23 protein-coding genes are annotated in these 23181 nt (G+C 63.1%); 6 read left to right on the top strand and 17 right to left on the bottom strand.

Annotated features, from left to right (window positions below; translation table 11 throughout):
• Nucleotides 1-296, top strand: a 296-nt coding sequence (locus tag DPM33_RS34195) for an integrase core domain-containing protein (protein WP_146770350.1), incomplete at its 5' end; no start/stop codon positions are given.
• A gap of 50 nt (nucleotides 297-346) precedes the next feature.
• On the opposite strand, the gene DPM33_RS34190 is transcribed toward DPM33_RS34195, so the two are convergent.
• On the bottom strand, nucleotides 347-727 hold the full coding sequence (locus DPM33_RS34190; protein WP_112101790.1) for a DUF4260 domain-containing protein: 381 nt from the start codon (nucleotides 725-727) through the stop codon (nucleotides 347-349).
• Between the two features lie 10 nt (nucleotides 728-737).
• On the bottom strand, nucleotides 738-1169 hold the full coding sequence (gene irrA / locus DPM33_RS34185) for an iron response transcriptional regulator IrrA (protein ID WP_112101799.1): 432 nt from the start codon (nucleotides 1167-1169) through the stop codon (nucleotides 738-740).
• Between the two features lie 245 nt (nucleotides 1170-1414).
• Between irrA and fabA the strand changes: the two genes are divergently transcribed.
• From fabA to DPM33_RS34165, 4 genes are all read left to right on the top strand, one after another.
• Nucleotides 1415-1930, top strand: a complete 516-nt coding sequence (gene fabA / locus DPM33_RS34180; protein ID WP_112101788.1) for a 3-hydroxyacyl-[acyl-carrier-protein] dehydratase FabA — start codon at nucleotides 1415-1417, stop codon at nucleotides 1928-1930.
• A 116-nt stretch (nucleotides 1931-2046) separates the two neighbouring features.
• Nucleotides 2047-3267 carry a beta-ketoacyl-ACP synthase I gene (gene fabB, locus DPM33_RS34175; RefSeq protein WP_112101786.1) on the top strand — a complete coding sequence of 407 codons (1221 nt, stop codon included), beginning with the start codon at nucleotides 2047-2049 and terminating at the stop codon, nucleotides 3265-3267.
• Nucleotides 3268-3294: 27 nt separating this feature from the next.
• The gene (gene fabI, locus DPM33_RS34170; RefSeq protein ID WP_112101784.1) at nucleotides 3295-4107 is read left to right on the top strand and encodes an enoyl-ACP reductase FabI; all 813 of its coding nucleotides are present in this window, start codon (nucleotides 3295-3297) and stop codon (nucleotides 4105-4107) included.
• 156 nt (nucleotides 4108-4263) lie between these two features.
• Nucleotides 4264-5817, top strand: coding sequence for a putative bifunctional diguanylate cyclase/phosphodiesterase (locus DPM33_RS34165; RefSeq protein WP_112101782.1), 1554 nt, complete (start codon nucleotides 4264-4266; stop codon nucleotides 5815-5817).
• A gap of 21 nt (nucleotides 5818-5838) precedes the next feature.
• On the opposite strand, the gene DPM33_RS34160 is transcribed toward DPM33_RS34165, so the two are convergent.
• From DPM33_RS34160 to rimP, 11 genes are all read right to left on the bottom strand, one after another.
• Nucleotides 5839-6846 carry a class I SAM-dependent methyltransferase gene (locus DPM33_RS34160; protein WP_112101780.1) on the bottom strand — a complete coding sequence of 336 codons (1008 nt, stop codon included), beginning with the start codon at nucleotides 6844-6846 and terminating at the stop codon, nucleotides 5839-5841.
• Nucleotides 6847-6977: 131 nt separating this feature from the next.
• Nucleotides 6978-9128 (bottom strand): polyribonucleotide nucleotidyltransferase, encoded by a 2151-nt coding sequence (pnp, locus tag DPM33_RS34155; RefSeq protein ID WP_112101778.1) that lies wholly within the window; start codon nucleotides 9126-9128, stop codon nucleotides 6978-6980.
• A gap of 366 nt (nucleotides 9129-9494) precedes the next feature.
• Complete coding sequence (rpsO, locus tag DPM33_RS34150) at nucleotides 9495-9764, bottom strand: 30S ribosomal protein S15 (protein ID WP_095765958.1); 270 nt, start codon at nucleotides 9762-9764, stop codon at nucleotides 9495-9497.
• Nucleotides 9765-9955: 191 nt separating this feature from the next.
• On the bottom strand, nucleotides 9956-11050 hold the full coding sequence (corA, locus tag DPM33_RS34145; RefSeq protein WP_112101776.1) for a magnesium/cobalt transporter CorA: 1095 nt from the start codon (nucleotides 11048-11050) through the stop codon (nucleotides 9956-9958).
• A gap of 46 nt (nucleotides 11051-11096) precedes the next feature.
• A complete protein-coding gene (truB, locus tag DPM33_RS34140; RefSeq protein ID WP_112101774.1) occupies nucleotides 11097-12056 on the bottom strand; it encodes a tRNA pseudouridine(55) synthase TruB in 960 nt (319 codons plus the stop codon).
• Nucleotides 12057-12470, bottom strand: a complete 414-nt coding sequence (gene rbfA / locus DPM33_RS34135; protein ID WP_112101772.1) for a 30S ribosome-binding factor RbfA — start codon at nucleotides 12468-12470, stop codon at nucleotides 12057-12059.
• 47 nt (nucleotides 12471-12517) lie between these two features.
• Nucleotides 12518-13090 (bottom strand): YcxB family protein, encoded by a 573-nt coding sequence (locus tag DPM33_RS34130; protein WP_112101770.1) that lies wholly within the window; start codon nucleotides 13088-13090, stop codon nucleotides 12518-12520.
• A gap of 15 nt (nucleotides 13091-13105) precedes the next feature.
• Nucleotides 13106-15688 carry a translation initiation factor IF-2 gene (gene infB, locus DPM33_RS34125; RefSeq protein ID WP_112101768.1) on the bottom strand — a complete coding sequence of 861 codons (2583 nt, stop codon included), beginning with the start codon at nucleotides 15686-15688 and terminating at the stop codon, nucleotides 13106-13108.
• A complete protein-coding gene (locus DPM33_RS34120; RefSeq protein ID WP_112101766.1) occupies nucleotides 15685-16335 on the bottom strand; it encodes an RNA-binding protein in 651 nt (216 codons plus the stop codon). The genes infB and DPM33_RS34120 overlap by 4 nt, the downstream gene beginning before the upstream one ends.
• Before the next feature lie 38 nt (nucleotides 16336-16373).
• On the bottom strand, nucleotides 16374-17969 hold the full coding sequence (gene nusA / locus DPM33_RS34115) for a transcription termination factor NusA (RefSeq protein WP_112101764.1): 1596 nt from the start codon (nucleotides 17967-17969) through the stop codon (nucleotides 16374-16376).
• 46 nt (nucleotides 17970-18015) lie between these two features.
• Nucleotides 18016-18642 carry a ribosome maturation factor RimP gene (gene rimP, locus DPM33_RS34110; RefSeq protein WP_112101762.1) on the bottom strand — a complete coding sequence of 209 codons (627 nt, stop codon included), beginning with the start codon at nucleotides 18640-18642 and terminating at the stop codon, nucleotides 18016-18018.
• Between the two features lie 268 nt (nucleotides 18643-18910).
• Here rimP and DPM33_RS36025 point away from each other — a divergent pair, with 268 nt between their 5' ends.
• Nucleotides 18911-19093, top strand: a complete 183-nt coding sequence (locus DPM33_RS36025; protein ID WP_146770377.1) for a hypothetical protein — start codon at nucleotides 18911-18913, stop codon at nucleotides 19091-19093.
• Between the two features lie 124 nt (nucleotides 19094-19217).
• Here DPM33_RS36025 and DPM33_RS34105 read toward each other — a convergent pair whose 3' ends face one another.
• From DPM33_RS34105 to DPM33_RS34090, 4 genes are all read right to left on the bottom strand, one after another.
• A complete protein-coding gene (locus DPM33_RS34105; protein ID WP_112101759.1) occupies nucleotides 19218-20447 on the bottom strand; it encodes a glycosyltransferase family protein in 1230 nt (409 codons plus the stop codon).
• Nucleotides 20448-20602: 155 nt separating this feature from the next.
• Complete coding sequence (gene trmB / locus DPM33_RS34100; protein ID WP_112101797.1) at nucleotides 20603-21313, bottom strand: tRNA (guanine(46)-N(7))-methyltransferase TrmB; 711 nt, start codon at nucleotides 21311-21313, stop codon at nucleotides 20603-20605.
• Nucleotides 21310-22575: a methionine adenosyltransferase gene (gene metK / locus DPM33_RS34095; RefSeq protein ID WP_112101757.1), complete on the bottom strand. Its 1266-nt coding sequence runs from the start codon at nucleotides 22573-22575 to the stop codon at nucleotides 21310-21312. Before metK ends, trmB begins: the two co-directional genes overlap by 4 nt.
• A gap of 165 nt (nucleotides 22576-22740) precedes the next feature.
• Nucleotides 22741-23163, bottom strand: a complete 423-nt coding sequence (locus DPM33_RS34090; protein ID WP_112101755.1) for a helix-turn-helix domain-containing protein — start codon at nucleotides 23161-23163, stop codon at nucleotides 22741-22743.
• Nucleotides 23164-23181: the final 18 nt, after the last annotated feature.

Below are 23181 nucleotides of genomic sequence, written 5' to 3'. Positions count from 1 at the left end.
GCTCTTGCTACAGATCGAAGGTCTTCGCCAAAGCCTGCCGCGATCTCGGTCTCAAGCACGTCAGGACAAGGCCCTATACCCCCAAGACCAATGGCAAGGCCGAGCGCTTCATCCAGACGGCGCTGCGCGAATGGGCCTATGCCATTGCCTACCAGACATCCGATCACCGCGCCGCCGAATTGCCTGGCTGGTTGCACAGATACAATTGGCATCGCCCCCACGGCAGCCTAAAGTCAAAACCACCTATCAGTCGCCTCGCCCTAACCCAGGACAACCTGTTGAGGCTCCACAACTAGGCCATGCCGATATTCAGGTGATGCCGGCCTGACCCGAATATCGACACGCCCTAACGGACGGCGCTGTTGCGGTCGCGGCCGATGCGGCCGAGATGCGTATCCTGAAAACCGGTGGGCAGCTTGAGGCCGTAGCCGAGGGCACGGTCGATGGCGATATGGGCGATCCAGATGAGCGCCACAGCGGTCGTGGCCGAGCCGGCGAGCAACGCGCCCGCAAGCAGAAGGACGAGCGGGGCAATCAGGATATGCAAGGCGTTGTAGGTGACGGCGCCGACGCGCGGCCCCGCGAGGTAGCCCAGCATCGACAGGTCGGGCGCCAGGATGAGCAGCGCAAACAGCCACCAGGAAAAGCCGAACATCGCGTAGCAAACGATGGCCAACGCGGCGACGGTGACCCATTCAAACCGGACAATCAGGTCGACGGGCCGCATCGCCACGTGATCAATCGCCGCGTTTCGGGCGCAGCCTCACCACGATGTCGACATTGGCGATCTCCATGCCCTCCGGAGGTGCCGGCAGGTTGGAGACGGTGACCGGTCCGCTCTCGATGTCGAAAATCCGGTTCTCGCCCTCGACATAGAAATGATGGTGATCCGAGGTGTTGGTGTCGAAATAGGTTTTCGAGCCTTCGACCGCCAGGATGCGCAGCAGGCCGGCCTGGGTGAACTGATGCAGCGCGTTGTAGACCGTCGCCAGCGAGACCGGCACGCCGGCGGCGATCGCCTCCTCGTGCAGCTCCTCGGCCGAAAGGTGGCGGTCGCCCTTGGCAAAAAGCAGATCGGCCAGCGCGATGCGCTGGCGCGTCGGCCTCAGGCCGGCTTCGCGAACCCGCTTGTCCACAGCGACATTTTCCTTCCGGTAGCCCGAATCCATCTTCGCTTCGAAGCTTGTTGCCCAGCCCATCAACAGGTCCAGCATGGCAAAAAGACGTCAAAAGCCAAAACCGGACACCAGTCGACATATATTCTGTAGCCCGAATGCGATCAATAGCGCGCATTGACCCGGGCAGACGCACGGGTTAAGCGCAAACGCCGGTTTCCGGCCGCAAACAGAGTGTGTTAGGAAACCAACGACAAGGGCGGCCTGCCGCCCGCCAAGAACACGGGGACGGAAATTTGATGGCGGATCAAAAGTCCAGCTACGACTACGAGGAACTGCTTGCCTGCGCCCGCGGCGACCTGTTCGGGCCAGGCAATGCCCAGCTGCCCTACCCGCCGATGCTGATGTTCGACCGCATTACCGAGATCAGCGAGACCGGCGGCGCCTTCGACAAGGGCTTCATCCGCGCCGAATTCGACATCAAGCCGGATCTGTGGTTCTTCGCCTGCCACTTCATCGGCAATCCGATCATGCCGGGCTGCCTCGGCCTCGACGCCATGTGGCAGCTGACGGGTTTCTATCTCGGCTGGCTCGGCGAGCCGGGCAAGGGCATGGCGCTTTCGACCGGCGAGGTGAAGTTCAAGGGCATGGTGACGCCGTCGGTGAAGAAGGTCGAATACGGCATCGACTTCAAGCGCGTGATGCGCGGCCGCCTGGTGCTCGGCATCGCCGACGGCTGGCTCAAGGCGGATGGCGAACCCATATACGCCGCTACGGATCTGAAGGTCGGCCTGTCCAAGCAGTCGGCCGCCTGACCGTTATTTCGCCGCGGCGCCCGCTTATCAATTGGACGCCGCGTCAGTTTATTTGCGTATGATGCGAGGCGAATACCGACTGGGTTTTCGCCAGAATACGCCGGAAGGAGTTGCGAATGAGACGGGTCGTAGTGACAGGGCTCGGCATTGTGTCGTCGATCGGCAACAATGCCAACGAGGTGCAGAGCTCGCTTTACGATGCCAAATCGGGCATCAGCTTTTCCAATTCCTTCGCCGAACATGGCTTCCGCTGCCAGGTCTGGGGCGCGCCGACGCTCGATCCGACCGCGATGATCGACCGCCGCGCCATGCGTTTCCTGAGCCAGGGAGCGGCCTGGAACCACGTCGCCATGGATCAGGCGATCGCCGATGCCGGCTTAAGCGAAAGCGACATCACCAATGAGCGGACCGGCATCGTCATGGGTTCGGGCGGCCCCTCGACCCGCACCATCGTCGAGGCGGCGGAAACCACGATCAAGAACAACAGCCCCAAGCGCATCGGCCCGTTCGCCGTACCGAAGGCGATGTCTTCGACGGCGTCGGCAACGCTCGCCACCTGGTTCAAGATCCACGGCGTCAACTATTCGATCTCGTCGGCTTGCTCGACCTCGGCGCATTGCATCGGCAATGCCTATGAGCTGATCCAGTGGGGCAAGCAGGACATGGTGTTCGCCGGCGGCCACGAGGACCTCGACTGGACGATGTCGGACCTGTTCGACGCCATGGGCGCCATGTCGTCGAAGTTCAACGACAGGGCCTCGACCGCTTCGCGTGCCTATGACGTCAACCGCGACGGTTTCGTCATTGCCGGCGGGGCCGGCGTGCTGGTGCTCGAGGAACTGGAACACGCCAAGGCGCGCGGGGCCAAGATCTATGCCGAGATCGTCGGCTACGGCGCGACATCCGACGGCTACGACATGGTGGCGCCGTCCGGTGAAGGCGCCATGCGCTGCATGCGCCAGGCGCTTGCCACCGTCTCGACCCCGGTCGACTACATCAACACCCACGGCACTTCGACGCCGGTCGGCGATTCCAAGGAAATGGGCGCCATCCGCGAGGTGTTCGGCGACAAGATGCCGTACATCACCTCGACCAAGTCGCTCACCGGCCATTCGCTGGGCGCGGCCGGCGTCCAGGAATCGATCTATTCGATCCTGATGATGCAGGGCGGCTTCATCGGCGAGAGCGCCCATATCGAGGAGCTCGATCCGGAATTCGAGGGCATGCCGATCGTGCGCGAGCGTATCGACAACGCCAGGATCGACACTGTCCTGTCCAACTCATTCGGTTTCGGCGGCACCAACGCCACGCTGATTTTCCAGCGCTATTCCGCATAGGCCAGCGTTTTATAAGGATTGCCTTTTATGGACGGGTTGATGAAGGGCAAGCGCGGGCTTGTCATGGGCGTCGCCAACGACCACTCGATCGCCTGGGGCATCGCCAAGAAGCTGTCGGAACATGGGGCGGAGCTGGCTTTCACCTATCAGGGCGACGCCTTCGGGCGGCGGGTCAAGCCGCTTGCCGAGAAGGTAGGCGCCTCCTTGATCGTGCCCTGCGATGTCGAGGACAGCGCCTCGGTCACCGCGACCTTCGAGACCCTCGGCAACGCCTGGGGCGGGCTGGATTTCGTCGTGCACGCCATCGGCTTTTCCGACAAGAACGAGCTCAAAGGCCTCTATGCCGACACCAGCCGCGACAATTTCGTGCGCACCATGGTGATCTCCTGCTACTCCTTCACCGAGGTCGCCCGCAACGCCGCCGCGCTGATGGGCAATGGCGGCTCGATGATCACGCTCACCTATGCCGGGTCGGTGCGGGTCATGCCGAACTACAACGTCATGGGCGTCGCCAAGGCCGGGCTCGAGGCCAGCGTGCGCTATCTTGCCAATGATTACGGCCCGCGCGGCATCAGGGTGAACGGCATCTCGGCCGGACCGGTGCGGACGCTGGCCGGCTCCGGCGTTTCCGACGCCCGCCATATGTTTTCCTACCAGCAGCGCAATTCGCCGCTCAGGCGCACCGTGACCATCGACGAAGTCGGCGGTTCGGCGCTCTACCTGCTCTCCGACCTGTCGTCGGGCGTCACCGGCGAGATCCATTATGTGGATTCCGGCTATCACATCGTTTCGATGCCGGCGCTGGAAGAACTGAAGCAGAACGACGGCACCCGAGAGTAGTTCGCGAGCGCGACAGTTTTCACGTAGTTCCGGCCGGAATCCGCGACCCGCCTTTGCTGGAATTGCTTCGTTCGCGTTCCGGTAAAATTCGACGCATTGGCGGAAACTCATTTTAAGGAGATATCCGTTATAAGGTTTCTAACCTAGGGACCTTGCATGTCTGCAGTCAGCAACCCGAAGCGAACACCGCTGTTCCGGCTGATCACCATTGCCAGCTCGGGCATGGGCAGTTTCATCCTTGGATTGTGGGGGCTGCGCTTCGGCTTCGGCGACGGCATGGCCGGCATGCCGGCCGAAACGATGGCGGGCGTGATTGCCGCGCTCTGCGCCCTTGCCGCCGGTGGCGCCGCGTTGTCGTTCTTCGCGGGCGTCGATGAATCGGTGGCCTATGTCGTCAAGGAAACCCATTTCGACAAGCTGACCGGGCTTTTGTCGCGCCAGGCCATGGTCGGCAAGATTGCCGATGCCGCCTCGGGGACGATCCGGACCGGCGAGCCCGTATTCCTGATCGACATCGATATCGACCGCTTCAAGCAGATCAACGATGCCATCGGCTACAGCCAGGGCGATGAACTGATCCGCGCCTTCACCACCAGGCTGAAGGAGAACATGCCGAAGGATGCCGAGATCGGTCGCATCGGCGCCGGCGAGTTCTGCGTGCTTTTGCCCGACCGCGACATCAAGGGGTCGATCGAGCGGCTCATCGAAAAGCTCATCAACGAGATGATGGAGCCCTATCAGTTGCAGAGCCATCTGCAGTCGGTCAGTCTGTCGGTCGGCATCGTGGCGATGCCGAAAGACGGCGTCGATCCGGTTCTGATCCTGCGACGTTCGAACCTGGCGCTGCAGAACGCGCGCGCCAGCGGCGTCGGCAACTGGTCCGTCTTCCACGCCGATATGGGCCGCGTGGCGGACTATCGGCAATGGATCGAGTCGGAATTGAAAACCGCTTTCGACCGCGGCGACTTCAGTCTCCACTATCAGCCGCAGCTCAACCTGCCGAGCGGCCGCGTCGTCGGTTATGAGGCGCTGATCCGCTGGAAGCACCCGGAGCGCGGCATGATCCCGCCGATGGAGTTCATTCCGATCGCCGAGGAAACCGGCATGATCAACCCGATCGGCGAATGGGTGCTGCGCAAGGCCTGCAGCGATGCCCGGTATCTGCCGCAGGACTGCTTCGTCGCCGTCAACATCTCGCCGGTGCAGTTCATGACCAGGGATTTCGTCGGCATCGTGCGCGAGGTGATGGAATCGACGGGCATCAAGCCATCGCGGCTGGAGCTCGAGGTCACCGAGACGGCGATGATGCAGGACCGCGACCGCGCTGCGGCAATCCTGGAGCAGCTTGCCGAGATGGGTATCTCCGTGGCTGTCGACGATTTCGGCACGGGTTATTCCAATTTGAGCTACCTGATCGATTTCTCCTTCGGCAAGCTGAAGATCGACCGTTCCTTCGTCAGTCGCATCGACACCGACTCCAGTTCCGGCGCGATCGTTTCGACCATCGTCGGCCTGTCGCGGGCACTCGGCGTGAGCATTATCGCCGAAGGCGTCGAGACCGAGAACCAGGCCACGCTGCTGAGAGCCGCCGGCTGCGAGGTGGTGCAAGGCTATCTGTTCGGCCGGCCCGCACCGCTCAAGGTCGAGCTCGGCGAAGCGCAACCCGCCTTCGGCGCCCGCGAACCTGCCCGCATCGTCAGCGTGCAGTAGAGCGGTTGATCAGCCGGCTTCTCAGCGGCGCGCCGAGAGCACCTTGAACATCCCGTCACGGGCAATCTCGGCATGGCTTGCGAAGGCCGAGGCCAGCACAGCCTCGTAGGGAAGCTGGCGGTTGGCGACCATGAACAAGCGGCCACCCGGCTTCAGTGCCTTCGACGCCGCACAGATCATGCCGGCGCCGATGCCAGGCTCCGTTGCGCGTCCACTGTGGAAGGGCGGATTCATGACGATCGCATCGTAGCGCCGGTCGACCGCCTCGGTGAGAAGATCGGTCCAGAAGAAGCGCGGCTCGATGGCGCCATGGACGTTGAGCCTGGCTGCTTCCAGGGCATCGAAATCCGCTTCGTAGAGATCGAGCGCGGTGAGACCGTGCGAGCGCTGCAGGATTTCCACCGCCAGGTAACCCCAGCCGGCACAGAAATCGGCGACACTGCCCTTGAGATCGCCGGGCAGGTTTGCGGCGAGCAATTTTGAACCGGCGTCGACCCGGTCAAAAGAGAACATGCCAGGCGCGGTTTTGAAGCCGCCTTCGACAACCAGGTCGGGATTGCCGGCGCGCAGCGTTGCGGCCACCTCCGGGCCGGCCCGACGGAACCAGAAGGCCACGCCGTGATGTTTCGGCAGATGGCCTTCGAGCGGCGCCAGGGCGTTGATCCGCCTGCGCAGGCTGTCGATGCCGTCATCCTTGCCGCCCGCAACCGCGATCAGCCCGCCCGGCGCTACGCGCTCGGCGGCTTCGGCGATGCGTAACTCATTCTGCCCGCGATGCCTCCCGGCGAGCACGAGCGCCATGTCGTAGCCATCGCCCTCCGCGCGCGGCGTCACGTTGTGGCCTGACGCCTGCAGGGCGCGGAAATGCGGCCGGAAGCCTTGCACGAGGTGCAGCGCCGCATCGAAGCCGGAGGGCAAGCGGAAGCCGGGCTCGGCACCCAGAAACAGGACGCGGGCATCCTGTCGCGGCAGAGGCAGCGCCTCGGCCTCGAACGGATAGAACAGCGTCTTCAGCGGCTCCGCGGCCATTTCAATCACCCTGAAATAAGAACGGGCGCGACCTTGCGGCGCGCCCGTTTCGCTTAATCAGTTGCTTTTGTTTGGTGCATGTCGTTATCCCAAAACCGCTACGCACTTTTGGGCGACATGCACAAGGCCGATCAGGCGGCGTCTTCCTCGCCTTCCGGCTTCTTCTTTTCCTGAACGATTTCCTTGCCGGTCGCCTGGTCGACGACCTTCATCGACAGGCGCACCTTGCCGCGCTCGTCGAAGCCCATCAGCTTGACCCAGACCTTGTCGCCTTCCTTGACGACGTCGGAGGTCTTGGCGACGCGTTCATTGGCGAGCTGCGAAATGTGGACGAGACCGTCACGCGGACCGAAGAAGTTGACGAAAGCGCCGAAGTCGGCCGTCTTGACGACGGTGCCTTCGTAGATCTCGCCGACTTCCGGCTCGGCGACGATGGTGTGGATCCACTTCTTCGCCGCCTCGATCTCCTTGGCGTTCGCCGAAGCGATCTTGACCGTGCCGTCGTCCTCGATGTTGATCTTGGCGCCGGTCTTCTCGACGATCTCGCGGATCACCTTGCCACCGGAGCCGATGACGTCGCGGATCTTGTCGGTCGGGATGTGCATGACCTCGATGCGCGGCGCGAACTCGCCGAGTTCGGCGCGGGCGCCGGACAGCGCATGCGCCATCTCGCCGAGGATATGCAGGCGGCCGTCCTTGGCCTGGGCAAGCGCGATGCCCATGATCTCCTCGGTGATGCCGTCGATCTTGATGTCCATCTGCAGCGAGGTGACGCCATTGGCGGTGCCGGCGACCTTGAAGTCCATGTCGCCGAGGTGATCCTCGTCACCGAGGATGTCGGAGAGCACGGCGAAGCGCTCGCCTTCCTTGATCAGGCCCATGGCGATGCCCGCGACCGGCTTTGCCAGCGGCACGCCGGCATCCATCAGCGCCAGCGAGGTGCCGCAGACGGTAGCCATCGAGGACGAGCCGTTGGACTCGGTGATCTCGGAGACGACGCGCAGCGTGTAGGGGAACTGGTCCGCGGAGGGCAGCATCGGGCGAATGGCGCGCCAGGCGAGCTTGCCGTGGCCGATTTCGCGGCGGCCAGGCGAGCCCATGCGGCCGGTCTCACCGACGGAGTAGGGAGGGAAGTTGTAGTGAAGGAGGAACTTCTCCTTGTACATGCCGGTCAGCGAATCGACATACTGCTCGTCCTCGCCGGTGCCGAGCGTGGCAACGACCAGCGCCTGGGTCTCGCCGCGGGTGAACAGCGCCGAGCCATGGGTGCGCGCCAGGACGCCGACTTCGGAGACGATCTTGCGGACCGTCTTCAGGTCGCGGCCGTCGATGCGCGAGCCGGTGTCGAGGATGTTCCAGCGCACGACCTTGGCCTGGAGCTCCTTGAACACCGAGCCGATCTGCTCGGAGGTGAACTTGGCTTCCTCACCTTCGGCCGGCGCGAACGCGGCCTTGACCTTCGCCTTGACGGCGTCGACCGCGGCATAGCGCCTCTGCTTGTCGGTGATCTTGTAGGCCTCGCGAAGCTCGTCGCCGACGATCTTCAGCATCTCGGCTTCGAGCGCGGAGTAGTCCGGCGCGGTGAAGTCGCGCGGCTCCTTGGCGGCGACTTCGGCCAGCTTGATGATCGCATCGATCACCGGCTGGAAGCTCTTGTGGCCGAACACGACGGCGCCGAGCATCAGGTCCTCGGAGAGTTCCTTGGCTTCGGATTCGACCATCAGCACGGCGTCGGCGGTGCCGGCGACGACGAGGTCGAGCTTGGATTCCTGCATCTCGTCGATGTGCGGGTTGAGCACATATTCGCCGTTGATGTAGCCGACGCGGGCGCCGCCGATCGGACCCATGAAGGGCACGCCCGAAAGCGTCAGCGCGGCGGAGGTGGCGACGATCGACAGGATGTCCGGATCGTTCTCGAGGTCATGCTGGACGACGGTGACGACGATCTGGGTGTCGTTCTTGTAGCCGTCGGCGAAAAGCGGGCGGATCGGGCGGTCGATGAGGCGGGAAACCAGCGTTTCCTTCTCGCTCGGACGGCCCTCGCGCTTGAAGTAGCCGCCCGGGATCTTGCCGGCGGCATAGGTCTTTTCCTGGTAGTTGACGGTAAGCGGGAAGAAATCGAGGCCGGGCTTCGGCTCCTTCATCGAGACGACGGTGGCGAGAACGACCGTCTCGCCGTAGGTGGCGAGCACCGCGCCGTCAGCCTGGCGCGCGATCTTGCCGGTTTCCAGGATGAGCGGACGGCCGCCCCATTCGATTTCGACTTTGTGTTGATTGAACATATCTTGTCCTTCATATGCGGAAGGGGCCACGCCGTCTTAGCGGTCGCGGGGTCTCCCTTCCCTGGGCTTCCTTCGGGCAGCCACGGGCAAGACAACGGGAAGCTCGATAAAGTCCGGCCTCAGCCGAGCGAGCATCCTGCAATCCTGCCCCATGACCGTCCATGGGGTGGTTCCGAATGGCCCTCTGCTGTTCGGAACCTGATTGGCCGACTGGTCGGCCTGCCTTGCGCCTGACGCCGAAAACCGCTGTTTCCGGAACGCGCCACGCGCGGAGGCGAATTTCCTTTTCCAGCATCAACGCACCGGACCATCCGATACGCCAATGCGCGACCGGCGGGCCCCTTGGAGAGCCCGCCGGTCAATTCGTCAGCGACGCAGGCCGAGCTTGTCGATCAGCGTCTGGTAGCGCCCGTCATCCTTGCGCTTGAGGTAGTCAAGCAGGCTGCGGCGCTGGGAGACCAGAGCAAGCAGGCCACGGCGGGAATGGTTATCCTTCTTGTGGTCCTTGAAGTGCTCGGTCAGGTTCTTGATGCGCTCGGAAAGGATGGCAACCTGGACTTCCGGAGATCCGGTATCGCCCTTGGCGGTTGCGAACTCAGTCATCAATTCCTTCTTGCGATCGGCAGTGATCGACATCGTGCTTTTCCTTATCTGTTGGAGGAAACGGGACGCCCACAGCCGGGATGTCGTCCAGCAGGGGCCAGTGCAAGCAACGCGTCAGGGCGCGAAGCTGCGGCGCATATAGTGCAATTCCGGATAAAACACCAGCCCAATTGTCAAGCCGGCTTGTCGCAGGTTCCGGCTGCGAAAACAGACGATTACAAAGGCTACAGCCACTTCTTCCACTTGAAGAACGCGATCAAACCGGCGGCGACCAGCGCCATGAAGGCCAGCGACAGCGGATAGCCGTAATAGGCTTTCAGCTCCGGCATGTTCCAGGGCGAACTTCCCGTATCGAAATTCATGCCCCACACCCCGACCAGGAAGGTCAGCGGCATGAAGATCACCGAGACGATGGTCAGATAGGAGATGACGTCGTTGGTGCGGGCCTGGGTCAGCGAGACATGCATCTCTATCAGGCCGGTCAGCATGTCGCGCTGGTTCTCGACCAGTTCGATCAGGCGCAGCGAATGGTCGAGCGTGTCGTTGAAGAAGATCTTGGTCTCGGCCTTCACGAAGGGCACGTCGTTGCGGATAAGCGTCGCCAGCGCGTCGCGCATCGGCCACAGCACGCCTTTCAGCACGCTGGCGTCGCGCCTGAGCTCATGCAGCTGCCGCATCTGATGCTTGTGCGGCTTGTTCAGCATCTCGTCCTCGATGCCGTCGACCAGTTCGCTCGCCGTCTCGATCGGCGGGAAGTAGCTGTCGACGATGGCATCGATCAGCGCATAGGCGAGATAGTCGGCGCCGCGCGAACGCAGCCGATTCGGCATCGCGCCGGCAATGCGCTTGCGCACCGGATCGAACGGATCGCCCTCGCGCTCCTGGAAAGTGACGACGAAATTCCCGCCGAAGAACAGCGCGATCTGCTCGTAGCGATGCGAGGTGACGTCGTCGATCATGCGCATGACGACAAAGGCATGATCCTCGAAGAAATCCACCTTGGGCCGCTGGCCGGTGTTGACGGCATCCTCGAGCGCCAGCGGATGCAGGTTGAAGATGCGGCCGATTTCCTCGATCAGCGGGATGTTGGCGAGCCCCGTGCAATCCAGCCAGACGACCGGCCATTTCTCGCAATGGGTGTTCAGATCATCGATCGAGGCATTGTCGATGGTTTTGTATTTCTCGGGCGAGATCAGCGTCAGCCGAAGCTCGCTGCGTCGCGCCGCCGGATCGGCGATGAGCGTGCCCGGCGACGCCCCGACCGGCGGCCGACGGGTTTTTAGCGGCGCCCGCTTTTTGCCTGTATCAGCCTTGGCCATGAGATCCCTGGAGTACGGTGCTCGACCGGAGATTAGACGACCGAATTCACCCGGCAAAGACCCGCTTGGGCTTGAACATGCCCTGCTCGATGGCACCGATGGCGACGAGCCTGCCGCGCGCGGTGGCACAGGCCTCCTCGGCCTCGACCGGCGCATCGCGGCCGCGAATGATGACGGAATTGCCGAGGCGGATCTTGGTGGCCGCATCGTCGCTGACGGCGACCTGCGGCAGGCAGTCGAGCGCGACCGCGGTGTCGACCAGCAGGGCGTCGATGGCACTGAAATCGACCGGCGTCTCGGCTTCGTCCGGGGCCGCTTCGGCCTTGTCGCCAAAACGTGCCGACTCAAGCTCGGCCACGGTGACGAAATCATCCGATGTGAACGGCTCGACCTCGACGCGGCGCAATTCGGCGATGTGGCCGAAGCAGCCGAGGTCCCGGCCCATGTCGCGCGCCAGCGAGCGCACATAGGTGCCCTTGCCGCATTCGACCTCGAAAATGGTTTTGTCGGCACCGTGCTCGACGATGTCCAGGCGGCCGATCTCGATCTCGCGGGCCGGAATCTCGACCGTCTCGCCCTCACGGGCAAGATCGTAGGCGCGCTCGCCGGCGATCTTGATGGCCGAGAATTGCGGCGGCGTCTGCATGATGACGCCGGTGTATTTCGCCAGCAGCGCCTTCACCTCGGCCTCGGCCGGGCGGCGGTCGGAGCTGTTGGTCACCGGGCCTTCGAGGTCGTCGGTCGAGCGCTCCTCGCCCCATGCGACGGTGAAGCGGTAGATCTTGGCGCCGTCCTGCACGTAAGGCACGGTCTTGGTCGCCTCGCCCAAGGCGATCGGCAACATGCCGGAGGCCAAGGGATCGAGCGTGCCGGCATGGCCGGCCTTTTCGGCCTGGAACAGCCATTTGATCTTGGAGACGGCCTCGGTCGAGCCCATGCCGACCGGCTTGTCCAGCACCACCCAGCCGGAGACCGGCCGCCCCTTCTTCTTACCGCGACGCGCCACCTATTCCTCGTCCTTGTCGTTGTTCTTGCCGTCACCGAGATCGCGCGCGACTTCGGGCGATTTCAGCAGTTCGTTGATTTTCGCGAAATTGTCGAAGGAGGTATCGAGCCGGAAGCGGAACTCCGGCATGTACTTCATCTGCCTGAGCGCGCCGGAAACACGGCCGCGGATGAATTTCGCGTGCCTGTTGAGCGCCTCGATCACGGCATCGGCATCACCCGCGCCGAGCGGCGAAACGAAGGCGGTGGCGATCTTCAGATCAGGCGACATGCGCACTTCGGAGACCGACACGACGCTGTTTTCGATCACAGGATCGATGATTTCGCCGCGCTGCAAGGTTTCGGAGAGGGCGTGGCGCACCTGTTCGCCGACGCGCAGCATGCGCTGGGACGGGCCTTTGGCTGATGTTTTCATTTTCTTGTCCAGACTGCCGCGCCGAGATCGGATTGATGGGCCGACTATCAGGATACCGCAACGCGTATTGAGTTTTGTTTCAGTGAACGTTGTTTTGCTTCATCGGAGAGCCGTTTAAAGACATCCCTGACAAACGTTCGACTGTCATCAGGTGAGCGGAATGCCCGCTTTGGCACGTAGGGCGCTGACGCTGCTGAAACAAAACCGATCAGCTTCTCCGTCTCGTACATTTGATCGATGGCCGGGAAACCCAGCTTCATAAGACTATGCGCGCTTTTCCACTGCAAACCATCGGCTTCCATGGAAAAAACAACCGGCGTCTCAGTTCGTCGTTGCCTCAACCAGCGAACTCCCAGACGTCGAGCAAGACCCATAATGAGCCTGGCGCCTATGAAGTACAGCGCAAACGCTACCGGCGCGGAAACCGCAAGTCCGCCGGCTTTGCCCATGGATCGGCCAAGGTAGGCCCAAAACCAGCCAAAGAACCAACCAACGGCCACGCCCAGCAGCAGATAGACGGGCCAACACCAGTAGCGTTGCCAGAAGCTGAAGACATTGCGGGTCGCCAAGCGACCCGCAACGACCGATTCTTCATAGTTCGGCGTGAAGCCAATCTCCATCCGCAAACCGAACCTTTAGAGCGTCCGGGTCACCATCTCGATGCGGAAGCACTCGATGACGTCGCCGACTCGCATGTCCTCGTAGTTCTGGAAGGCCATGCCGCATTCCTGGCCGCCCGGCACTTCCGCAACCTCGTCCTTGAAGCGCTTGAGCGTCTTCAACGTGCCTTCGTGGATGACGACGTTGTCGCGGATCAGGCGAACACCAGCCCCACGCTCGACCTTGCCTTCGGTGACACGGCAGCCGGCGATCTTGCCGACCTTGGAGATGTCGAAGATCTCGAGGATCTCGGCATTGCCGATGAAGGTCTCGCGCCGCTCCGGCGAAAGCATGCCGGAAAGCGCCGCCTTCACGTCATCGACGAGGTTGTAGATGATCGAGTAGTAGCGGATCTCGATGCCCGCGGCAGCCGCGGCCGCGCGCGCCTGCGCATTGGCGCGGACGTTGAAGCCGATGATCGCCGCTCCGGAAGTCTCGGCCAGCGAGACGTCGCTTTCGGTGATGCCGCCGGCGCCGGCGTGGACGATGCGCGCACGCACCTCGTCGTTGCCGAGCTTTTCGAGGGCGGCATTGATCGCCTCGATCGAACCCTGCACGTCGCCCTTGATGACCAGCGGGAATTCCTTCAATCCGCTCGTCTGTAACTGCGACATCATCTGCTCGAGCGAGCCGCGCTGGCCGGCATGCTTGGCCACCGCCTTGTCGCGCGCCAGGCGCTGGCGGTACTCGGTGATCTCACGGGCGCGCGCCTCGTTGTTGACGACGGCGAAGCGGTCGCCCGCCTGCGGCGTGCCCTGGAGGCCAAGCACCTCGACCGGCATGGCCGGCGGCGCTTCCGGCACATGCTCGCCGCGGTCGTTGACGAGCGCGCGCACGCGGCCCCACTCGTTGCCGGCGACGATGATGTCGCCCGGCATCAGCGTGCCGGTCTGCACCAGCACGGTGGCGACGGGACCACGGCCCTTGTCCAGCTGCGCCTCGATGACCGCGCCTTCGGCGGTGCGGTCGGGATTGGCCTTGAGGTCGAGGACTTCGGCCTGCAGCAGGATCGCTTCCAGGAGCTTGTCGAGATTGGTGCCCTTGGTCGCGGAAACCTCGACGTCCAGCACCTCACCGCCCATCGATTCCACGAACACTTCGTGGCGCAGCAGCTCGGTCCGCACCTTCTGCGGGTCGGCGTCGCGCTTGTCGATCTTGTTGATGGCCACGATGATCGGCACGCCGGCCGCCTTGGCGTGGCTGATCGATTCGATCGTCTGCGGCATGACGCTGTCGTCAGCCGCCACCACCAGAACGGCGATGTCGGTGACCTGCGCGCCACGGGCGCGCATGGCCGTGAAGGCGGCGTGGCCGGGCGTGTCGATGAAGGTGATCTTCTGACCGTTCTTCTCGATCTGGTAGGCGCCGATATGCTGGGTGATGCCGCCGGCTTCGCCGGAGACGACATTGGCGTTGCGAATGGCGTCGAGCAGCGAGGTCTTGCCGTGGTCGACATGGCCCATGATGGTCACGACCGGCGGACGCGACACCAGGTCTTCCGGGCGGTCGGCGATGTTGAACAGGCCTTCCTCGATGTCGGACTCGGCGACGCGGCGGACCGTGTGGCCGAATTCGGAGGCGACCAGCTCGGCCGTGTCGGCGTCGATGACGTCGCCCGGCTTCAGGATCTGGCCCTGCTTCATGAAGAATTTGACCACGTCCACGGCGCGCTCGGACATGCGCTGCGCCAGTTCCTGGATGGTGATGGTTTCGGGCAGGATCACTTCGCGCATAACTTTCTCGCGCGGCTCGTTGTGGAGCGCGCGTTTGAATTTTTCCTGGCGGCGACGCATCGACGACAGCGAGCGGGCGCGCGCGTCGTCATCCGACAGCGCCGAGTTCAGCGTCAGCTTGCCACGGCGGCGATCTTCCTCGCCCTTGGTCGGCTTGGCCGGCCGCGCCACTTCCGGCGTCGCGAGACGACGCGGCGGCGCGCTGGCACCAGCACCGGTACCTGTACGCCTCGGCTTGGCCCCCTCATCGTCGTCAGCCGTAGCGACATCCGCTGCCAGAGGCGCGCGACGGCGAGCCTCTTCCTCGGCACGACGCCGCGACTCGGCCTCGGCCTGCAGACGCGCCTCTTCCTCGGCCTGACGGCGCGCGGATTCGTCACGCTCGCGCTTGCGGCGTTCGTCTTCCTCGGCGCGGCGCTTGCCCTCTTCCTGGGCGCGCTGGCGATCCTCGGCCTCGCGGGCCTTGGAGCCTTCCAGCGCCTTGCGGCGCGCTTCCATCTCGCCACGCGAGAGCTCGTTCAGGACCATGCCGGAACGCTCCGGCGGCGGGGGCGGCGCCTTCGGCGCTTCCTGCACGACAGGCGCGGCGGCAACAGGGGCAGCAGCGGCGGGCTTCGGCGTGAAGACGGACGCAGCCACCGGCTCCGGCTTGTCGCCAGGCATCGAGAACTTGCGCTTCTTGATCTCGACCTGGACCTGCTTGGTGCGGCCATGCGAGAAATTCTGGCGCACGGTACCCTGCTCGGTACCGGGGCGCTTCAGCGTCAAGGTCTTCTTCGGCGTAACGCTCAACGTCTTGTCGTCGCCCGATTTCGTATCGCTCATTCCATATCCTCTGCGGCATCATCTTCGTCAGCAACGGCCGCAAGCATTGCCAGATCGTTCGGGGTACCGCCCCGATATCGGTCGAGCGCAACAACGCGCTTCTCAACCGCCTGTCCCGCGTCCTGCGCGAGGACGGCAGCATGTATCACATTTGTACCCCCCAATGCCAAGCTCAACTCGGCCTCGGAGAAAAGTTTGTAGGCAAGGGTGGCGGGGCCGCCGAGGTGGACGGTTGCCCGCCGCGCCTGACTGATCTTGCGGACCCCGTCGTCCGAGGCCTCGGTCGCATGCAGCACAAGCAGCGCCTGGCCGTCGCGCACCGCAGCCTCGACCTTGGTGGCGCCAAGAACGATTGCGCCAGCCTTGCGAGCAAGGCCAAGCATGCCCAGAGCGGATCTGGAAAGCAGCCCGTCGACCATGCCGCCGAGATCGGCCGGAACGGTCACCTGCGCCTTGAAAGCACGAGCAAACAGGTTCTTCGCCGCTGCCTTCTCGATATGTAGGCGATCGGCGGTGACCCAGCAACCGCGGCCGGGCAGATTTCTCTTGATGTCCGGAACGACGGCCGAATCCGGGCCGACGACGAAGCGGATCAGTTCATCCGCTTCGGCCTGCCTGCGCGTAACGATGCAAGTGCGATCGTTCATCTCGTCCTGGGGCGGGTTGTGTGCGATGCGGTTTCACCTCACGCACCAACAGCTTCGTCAGCCGCGACTGTTTCGGCTGGAAGCTCGTCTTCGCTGATCCAGCCGGCCTTGAGGCGGGCCGCCAGAACCATCTGCTCGGCATCGGCGCGCGACACGCCATGGCTGGCGAGCACGCCCGGATAGACCTTGGTCTCGCCGTCCTTGCGTTCCTTCCAGCCGATCAGGTCGTCGGCGGCATAGCCGGCGAAATCCTCCACCGTCTTCACGCCGTCCTCGCCGAGCGTCACCATCATGGCGGTGGTGACGCCGGGGATGTCGCGCAGCTCGTCCTTGACGCCCAGCGCCTTGCGCTTTTCGTCATGCTCGGCCTCGATCTTCTCCAGATATTCGCGGGCGCGGGTCTGGATTTCCGAAGCGGTGTCCTCGTCGAAGCCGTCGATCGAGGAGATTTCGCCCGAGTCGACATAGGCGACTTCCTCGACGCTGGTGAAGCCTTCGGAGGCGAGCACCTGACCGACCATCTCGTCGACGTCGAGGGCTTCCATGAACAGCGCCGAACGCTCGACGAATTCCTTCTGGCGGCGCTCGCTCTCTTCCTGCTCGGTCAGGATGTCGATATCCCAGCCGGTGAGCTGCGAGGCAAGGCGCACGTTCTGGCCGCGGCGGCCGATGGCCAGCGACAGCTGGTCGTCCGGCACCACAACTTCGATGCGCTCGGCATCCTCGTCGAGCACCACCTTGGCGACTTCGGCCGGCTGCAGCGCATTGACGATGAAGGAAGCGGCCGAAGGCGACCACGGAATGATGTCGATCTTCTCGCCCTGCAATTCGCCGACCACCGCCTGGACGCGGCTGCCACGCATGCCGACGCAGGCGCCGACAGGATCGATCGAAGAGTCGCGCGAGATGACGGCGATCTTGGCGCGCGAGCCCGGATCGCGGGCGACCGACTTGATCTCAATGATGCCGTCATAGATTTCCGGCACTTCCATGGTGAAGAGCTTGGCCATGAACTGCGGATGCGTGCGCGACAGGAAGATCTGCGGGCCGCGCTGCTCGCGGCGCACGTCATAGACATAGGCGCGGACGCGATCGCCATATTTGTAGTTCTCGCGCGGGATCAGCTCGTCGCGGCGGATGATCGCCTCGCCGCGGCCGAGATCAACGATGACGTTGCCGTACTCGACGCGCTTGACGGTGCCGTTGACGATCTCGCCGATGCGGTCCTTGTATTCGTCATACTGGCGGTCGCGCTCGGCCTCGCGCACCTTCTGCACGATGACCTGCTTGGCCGACTGGGCGGCGATGCGGCCGAAATCCATCGGCGGCAGCTGTTCGGCGATGAAGTCGCCGAGTTGGGCATCGGGGTTGCGCTCGCGCGCCGTGGAAAGCGCGATCTGCGTCGCGTAGTCCTCGACCTTCTCGACCACTTCCATCAGCCGCTGCAGCTTCATCTCGCCGGTGTTCGGGTTGATGTCGGCGCGGATGTTGGTCTCCTGGCCGTAACGCGAGCGCGCCGCCTTCTGGATCGCATCGGCCATGGCGGCGATGACGATCGACTTGTCGATCGACTTTTCACGCGCGACCGCGTCGGCGATCTGCAGCAGTTCAAGCCTGTTGGCGCTTACAACCATTGTCTTTCTCCCGATTTCGCCTCGGACGTGCAGCCCGGCGGCGCTATCAACTTTCCTGTTCGGTTTCGTTTTCCTCTGCGGCGTCTTCCGCTTCGCCGCGGCGTTTCTTGGCTTCCTTGCGCGCCCGGTTGTCCTTCGACAGGGCATCGCGGATGAGATCGTCGGTCAGCACCAGCCGGGCCTCGGCGATCGCGTCGTAAGGCACGCGCACCGTCGGCTCTTCGCCATAGGCCGCCTTGTCGCGCTCGATAAGGATGCCGTCGGCGTCGGCTTCGGCGATCTTGCCCTTGAAGCGCTTGCGATCGCTGACAAGAACCGACGTCTCCAGCTTGACCAGATGGCCGGTCCAGGTGGTGAAATCCGACTTGCGCACCAGCGGCCGGTCGATGCCGGGCGACGAGACTTCCAGATGATACGCCTTTTCGATCGGATCATCGACATCGAGCGCCGGCGACACCGCGCGGCTGACCTCTTCGCAATCCTCGACGGTCATGGTGCCGTCTTCGCGTTCGGCCATGATTTGCAGCGTCAGCCCGTTCTGGCCGGTCAACTGCACTCGCACGAGACGGAAGCCGATGGCCTTGAGCACCGGCTGCACGATCAGCGCAATGCGCGCATCGATGCCGCTTTCGCGGATGATACGGTCGTCGGCCTCGCTTGCCGCTGCAGTCATCAGATCCCTGTCGCTTTATGCTTCCGGACGGCAGGTAATAAAAAAGAGCGGGACCGGGTGGACCCACTCTTCGTCATACCGACCAAGAATTTGTGGCTGATATAGACGATTGCCGCCGGCGTTTCAAGCCTGCAGGCAGACCGAGGCGAAGTTCATGCCAAGCGGCGGGGTTGCGCGCCGCGCATGGCCGCCATGCGGTCGGCAGCCTTGTAGAGAGCGGCATGCGGCCCCCATCTATATTGCAATGCAAAAAGAAAGGACGCGAGCGGTGGCGCGCGAGGGTAGTTTTATGGACCGTGGATTGTTTTTCGTCATCAGTGACTTCTTCAACACTTTTGGTAGCGCGGCAGCCACTGCGCGGGCCGTCGAGGCCGGCCGCAAGCCGCGCCGCAGTGACTTGAAGAAGCTCGGCATCGATCCGACCGCCTTCGACAGAATCGGCCGCTTCTAAAACATTTCACCGTTTCACGGAAACGGCGAACCACTCTATGTCCTTGTTTTGACGCAATTCCTGACGGAAAACCGCTCACACTTTCCTGGAATTGCTTTATGCAGCCAATAAGGCCCTGTTTCGACTAGGATTTTTGAGTGGATTTGGCAGCGTTGACATACATCAGCGCCCGCGCCTCCACGGTCACGGTGTCTGAATAACGTGCCCGCGCTTGCGCGCGCGCCGGCAGCATCGCGTCTTCGCGGCTGATCTTCTGTGCCAGTTCGAGGTAGTTGCCTATCTCGAAGAAGCTCAGGGCGTCCCCGGCATATTTGCCCAGTTCGCGAAATGCACCGGTTCTCGTGCAGTAGATGGGGCGCTGCAAGTCGAGGGCCTGGGAGGCCGGCCCGGACGAGGTCTGGCCGACTTCCTCATAGGGCAGTAGAATCGCGTCGCAGCCTGCCATGAGTTCGGCAAAGGTCCGGTTGTCCACCGCGCCGGCGAAATGAACGCGCTGCAGCAAAGCAGCGCGTTGGTCGTCGGCCCCGTCCCTTTCGCTGGCATCAAAAGTCGGTTCGAGAAGCTTGGTCAGATCCTTTATAGGCGGCTGCTCGCTGGATGCCTGCACCACAGTTTCGGGATGAAGGCCTCCAACGATGAGAATATGGTGGTCCGACGGCAGGTGATCGAGCGCACGCAAGGCGACCTTGGTCCCCTTGATACCGCCCAAAAATCCAAAAACGCCGAGCACTTTCCGCCCGCCTGTTCCGTAGACGTCGTCCAACTTCCGACGATAGCGCTCGTGGCCGAACTCTGCCTTCTCAGCTCTCGTAAAATAGGAGAGAGGCATGTCGAAGATTCGCTCCGGGTCGACACCCAGCAATGTCAGGCGGGTCTTCTCGCGGCGGGTTTGGACGATGTGGGCGAACTTGTTCTGATTCCTTCGAACCATTCGCAGAAGCCGACGAAAGACGGTCTGGGCGTAGCTGTGCCTGGCTAGAGATATCAACGATCGAATGCTCGTTGGGGTTGGCGGCGGAAGCGTTGGCGCGGTGTGGTAAGTCAGAACCACCCGCTTGCCGGCATCCAATATCGACCTCAACGTCGCCCATATCTGCCTTTGCGACCGGCCGAACAGTCCAGGCTCGAATTCCACCACCACGACCTCGGCGTCCGCGATTATTGCCAGCGATTCGGCAAGTGCCTTTTTCGCCATGCCGTGGGCCATCGGCCCCGACGCGCGCAGCAGGTCGACCGGCAAAGGGGCGATCGAAAGGTTACCGCCAAGCAGTTCGCGCAACGGCCCCTCGAGATGCTCGACATATTGTGCGATACCGCAGTCGCGCTTATAGCTCGAAATGATCGCAAGCTTCACGTGGAGAAATCCCTGTCAGGTGGCCTTGCCACCGATAGTCCACTATACGACAATTTCGACAAGCGCTGCATGTCTGACGCCAACATTCCAGACGGCCACCGTCGGCAGCAGCCTGGAAGCTTTGGGGTGCTTCGCGGCCTTGAGGATTTTCGAGCCTATTTCCGGACGAAAGTCAGATAGGCTGGGCGCCTTCCCTCACGAATGGCCTTTGCCTCGTAGCGTGTGCCGGGCCAGCCCTCGTAGGGCCGGTGCCAATCGGCAGCGTCCCGTGCTTGCCACTCAAAGGCGCCGTGGTCGCGGCAGGCAAGCAGCGTCCAGTTCACATAGCTGTCGATGTCGGAGGCGAAGCGAAACCTGCCGCCGGCCTTCAGCACGCGGGCAAAGCGGCCGAGATTGGCGGCGCTGACGAAGCGCCGCTTCCAGTGCTTCTTCTTCGGCCACGGATCTGGATAGAGCAGGTCGATGCCGTCGAGCGTGCCTGACGGCAGCCAGTCGAGCAGGCGCGTCGCGTCATCGTCATAGACCTTCAGATTGGCAAGCGGCGCCTTGCCGAGCGCCGTCATCATCTTGGCCATGCCGTTGACGAAAGGCTCGACGCCGATGAAGCCGGTTGCCGGCGATTCGGTGGCGCGATGCAGAAGATGCTCGCCGCCGCCGAAGCCGATTTCCAGCCGGAGCGCCGAAACATCCGCCTTGAACAGGCCCATGAGATCGGCCGGCGCTTCCGCCGTCAGGTCGAGCCGGTACTCGCGTAGGCCGCTTTCAAGGGCGACCGCCTGCTGTGGGCGTATAGTCTTGCCGTGCCGGCGACCGAAAAATCCTTCGGTCGCCCGGCTCGGCCTGTCCTTGGCGTCTACTGGCGTCAGGCGGCGACGGCGTCCTTGAGCGCCTTGGCGAGATCGGTCTTCTCCCACGAGAAAGACCCGTCGCGACCGGCCTTGCGGCCAAAATGGCCGTAGGACGACGTCTTGGCGTAGATCGGCTTGTTGAGATCGAGATGACGGCGGATGCCTGAAGGCGACAGGTCCATCACCTTGCGCAGCGCATCCTCGAGCCTCGATTCGTCCACCTTGCCGGTGCCGTGCAGGTCGACATAGACCGACAGCGGCTGGGCGACGCCGATGGCGTAGGAGAGCTGGATGGTGCAGCGGTCGGCAAGCTTGGCCGCCACCACGTTCTTGGCAAGGTAGCGCGCCGCATAGGCCGCCGAACGGTCGACCTTGGTGGTGTCCTTGCCGGAGAAGGCGCCGCCGCCATGCGGCGCCGCGCCGCCATAGGTGTCGACAATGATCTTGCGGCCGGTGAGGCCGGCATCGCCGTCGGGACCGCCGATGACGAACTTGCCGGTCGGGTTGATGTACCAGTTGCAGTCGTCGGCGATCTTCAGATCGCCGAGCGCCTCGCGGATATAAGGCTCGACGACCTTGCGGACCTTCTTTGAATCCCAGCTCGAATCGAGGTGCTGGGTGGAAAGCACGATCTGCGTGACTTCCGCCGCCTTGCCGTCGGCATAGCGCACGGTGACCTGGCTCTTGGCGTCCGGGCCGAGCCTGCCGGCCTCGCCACTGCCTTCATGGCGCGCGGCGGCCAGCAATTCGAGAATCTTGTGGCTGTAATAGATCGGCGCCGGCATCAGGTCGGGCGTCTCGCGGCAGGCATAACCGAACATGATGCCCTGGTCGCCGGCACCTTCCTCGCCCTGGCGGTCGGCGGCATTGTCGACGCCCTGGCCGATATCGGGCGACTGGCCGTGCAGCAGCACGTCGATCTTGGCGGTCTTCCAGTGGAAGCCGGACTGCTCGTAGCCGATCTCGCGGATTGCCTTGCGGGCAACCGACTTGAACTTGGTCGGGTTGACCACCGGGTGGCCGGAGGCATCCGTCAGGACGTTGCCCGCCTTGTCCTTCTTCAAAAGCGTGTCGGGAACGCGGACCTCGCCGGCGATGACGACGCGGTTGGTGGTGGCGAGCGTCTCACAGGCGACGCGAACCTTCCACGGGTCCATTCCCGTCTTCTTGGCTTCGCGATAGACCAGATCGACGATCTCGTCGGAGATACGGTCACAGACTTTGTCGGGATGACCCTCGGAGACGGATTCCGAGGTGAAGAGATAATTCTGCCGCGTCACGGGTGTCCCCTCTTGAAAAAAGATCGGCAGGCTGCCGATTTTGGCGCGCCACGTGTTAGCGGTGCCGGGCGCCGCTCGTCAAGCGGCGCGACGGATCTGGCATGAATGTAGGCAAAGCTGGCTATGCCACCAGCAGCAGGGCGCCGCCGGTGCCATAAGCAAAAATCATTCGGCGTCGTCGGCGGACAGCGCCTTCACCAGATCGATGATCCTGCGGCGTACCTTGACGTCACCGATCTTGACGAAGGCCCGATTGAGCTGAAGCCCTTCGGGGCTGCCGCAGAATTCGATGGCGAACGCCATCGAGGAGTCTTCGGCAAACCCCCGATTGCCGCCGCCGGCCTCCTCGCCCGGGGCATCCTCGAAGAAGAAGGCGACGGGAACGCTCAGGATGGAGGCGATCGCCTGCAGACGACTGGCGCCAACCCTGTTCGTGCCCTTTTCGTACTTCTGGATCTGCTGAAACGTGATGCCGAGATTTTCACCCAGCTTTTCCTGGCTCATTCCAAGCATATTGCGACGCAGCCGAATGCGACTCCCGACATGGATGTCGATCGGATTCGGCTTCTTCTTGTTCTCTTCTGTCATTTTTTCCTCGCCGAATTT

The organism is Mesorhizobium hawassense (assembly GCF_003289945.1).
GTDB lineage: Bacteria > Pseudomonadota > Alphaproteobacteria > Rhizobiales > Rhizobiaceae > Mesorhizobium > Mesorhizobium hawassense.
The sequence above is the reverse complement of the archived record's forward strand: the minus strand, read 5'-3'. Positions and strand labels throughout refer to the sequence as shown.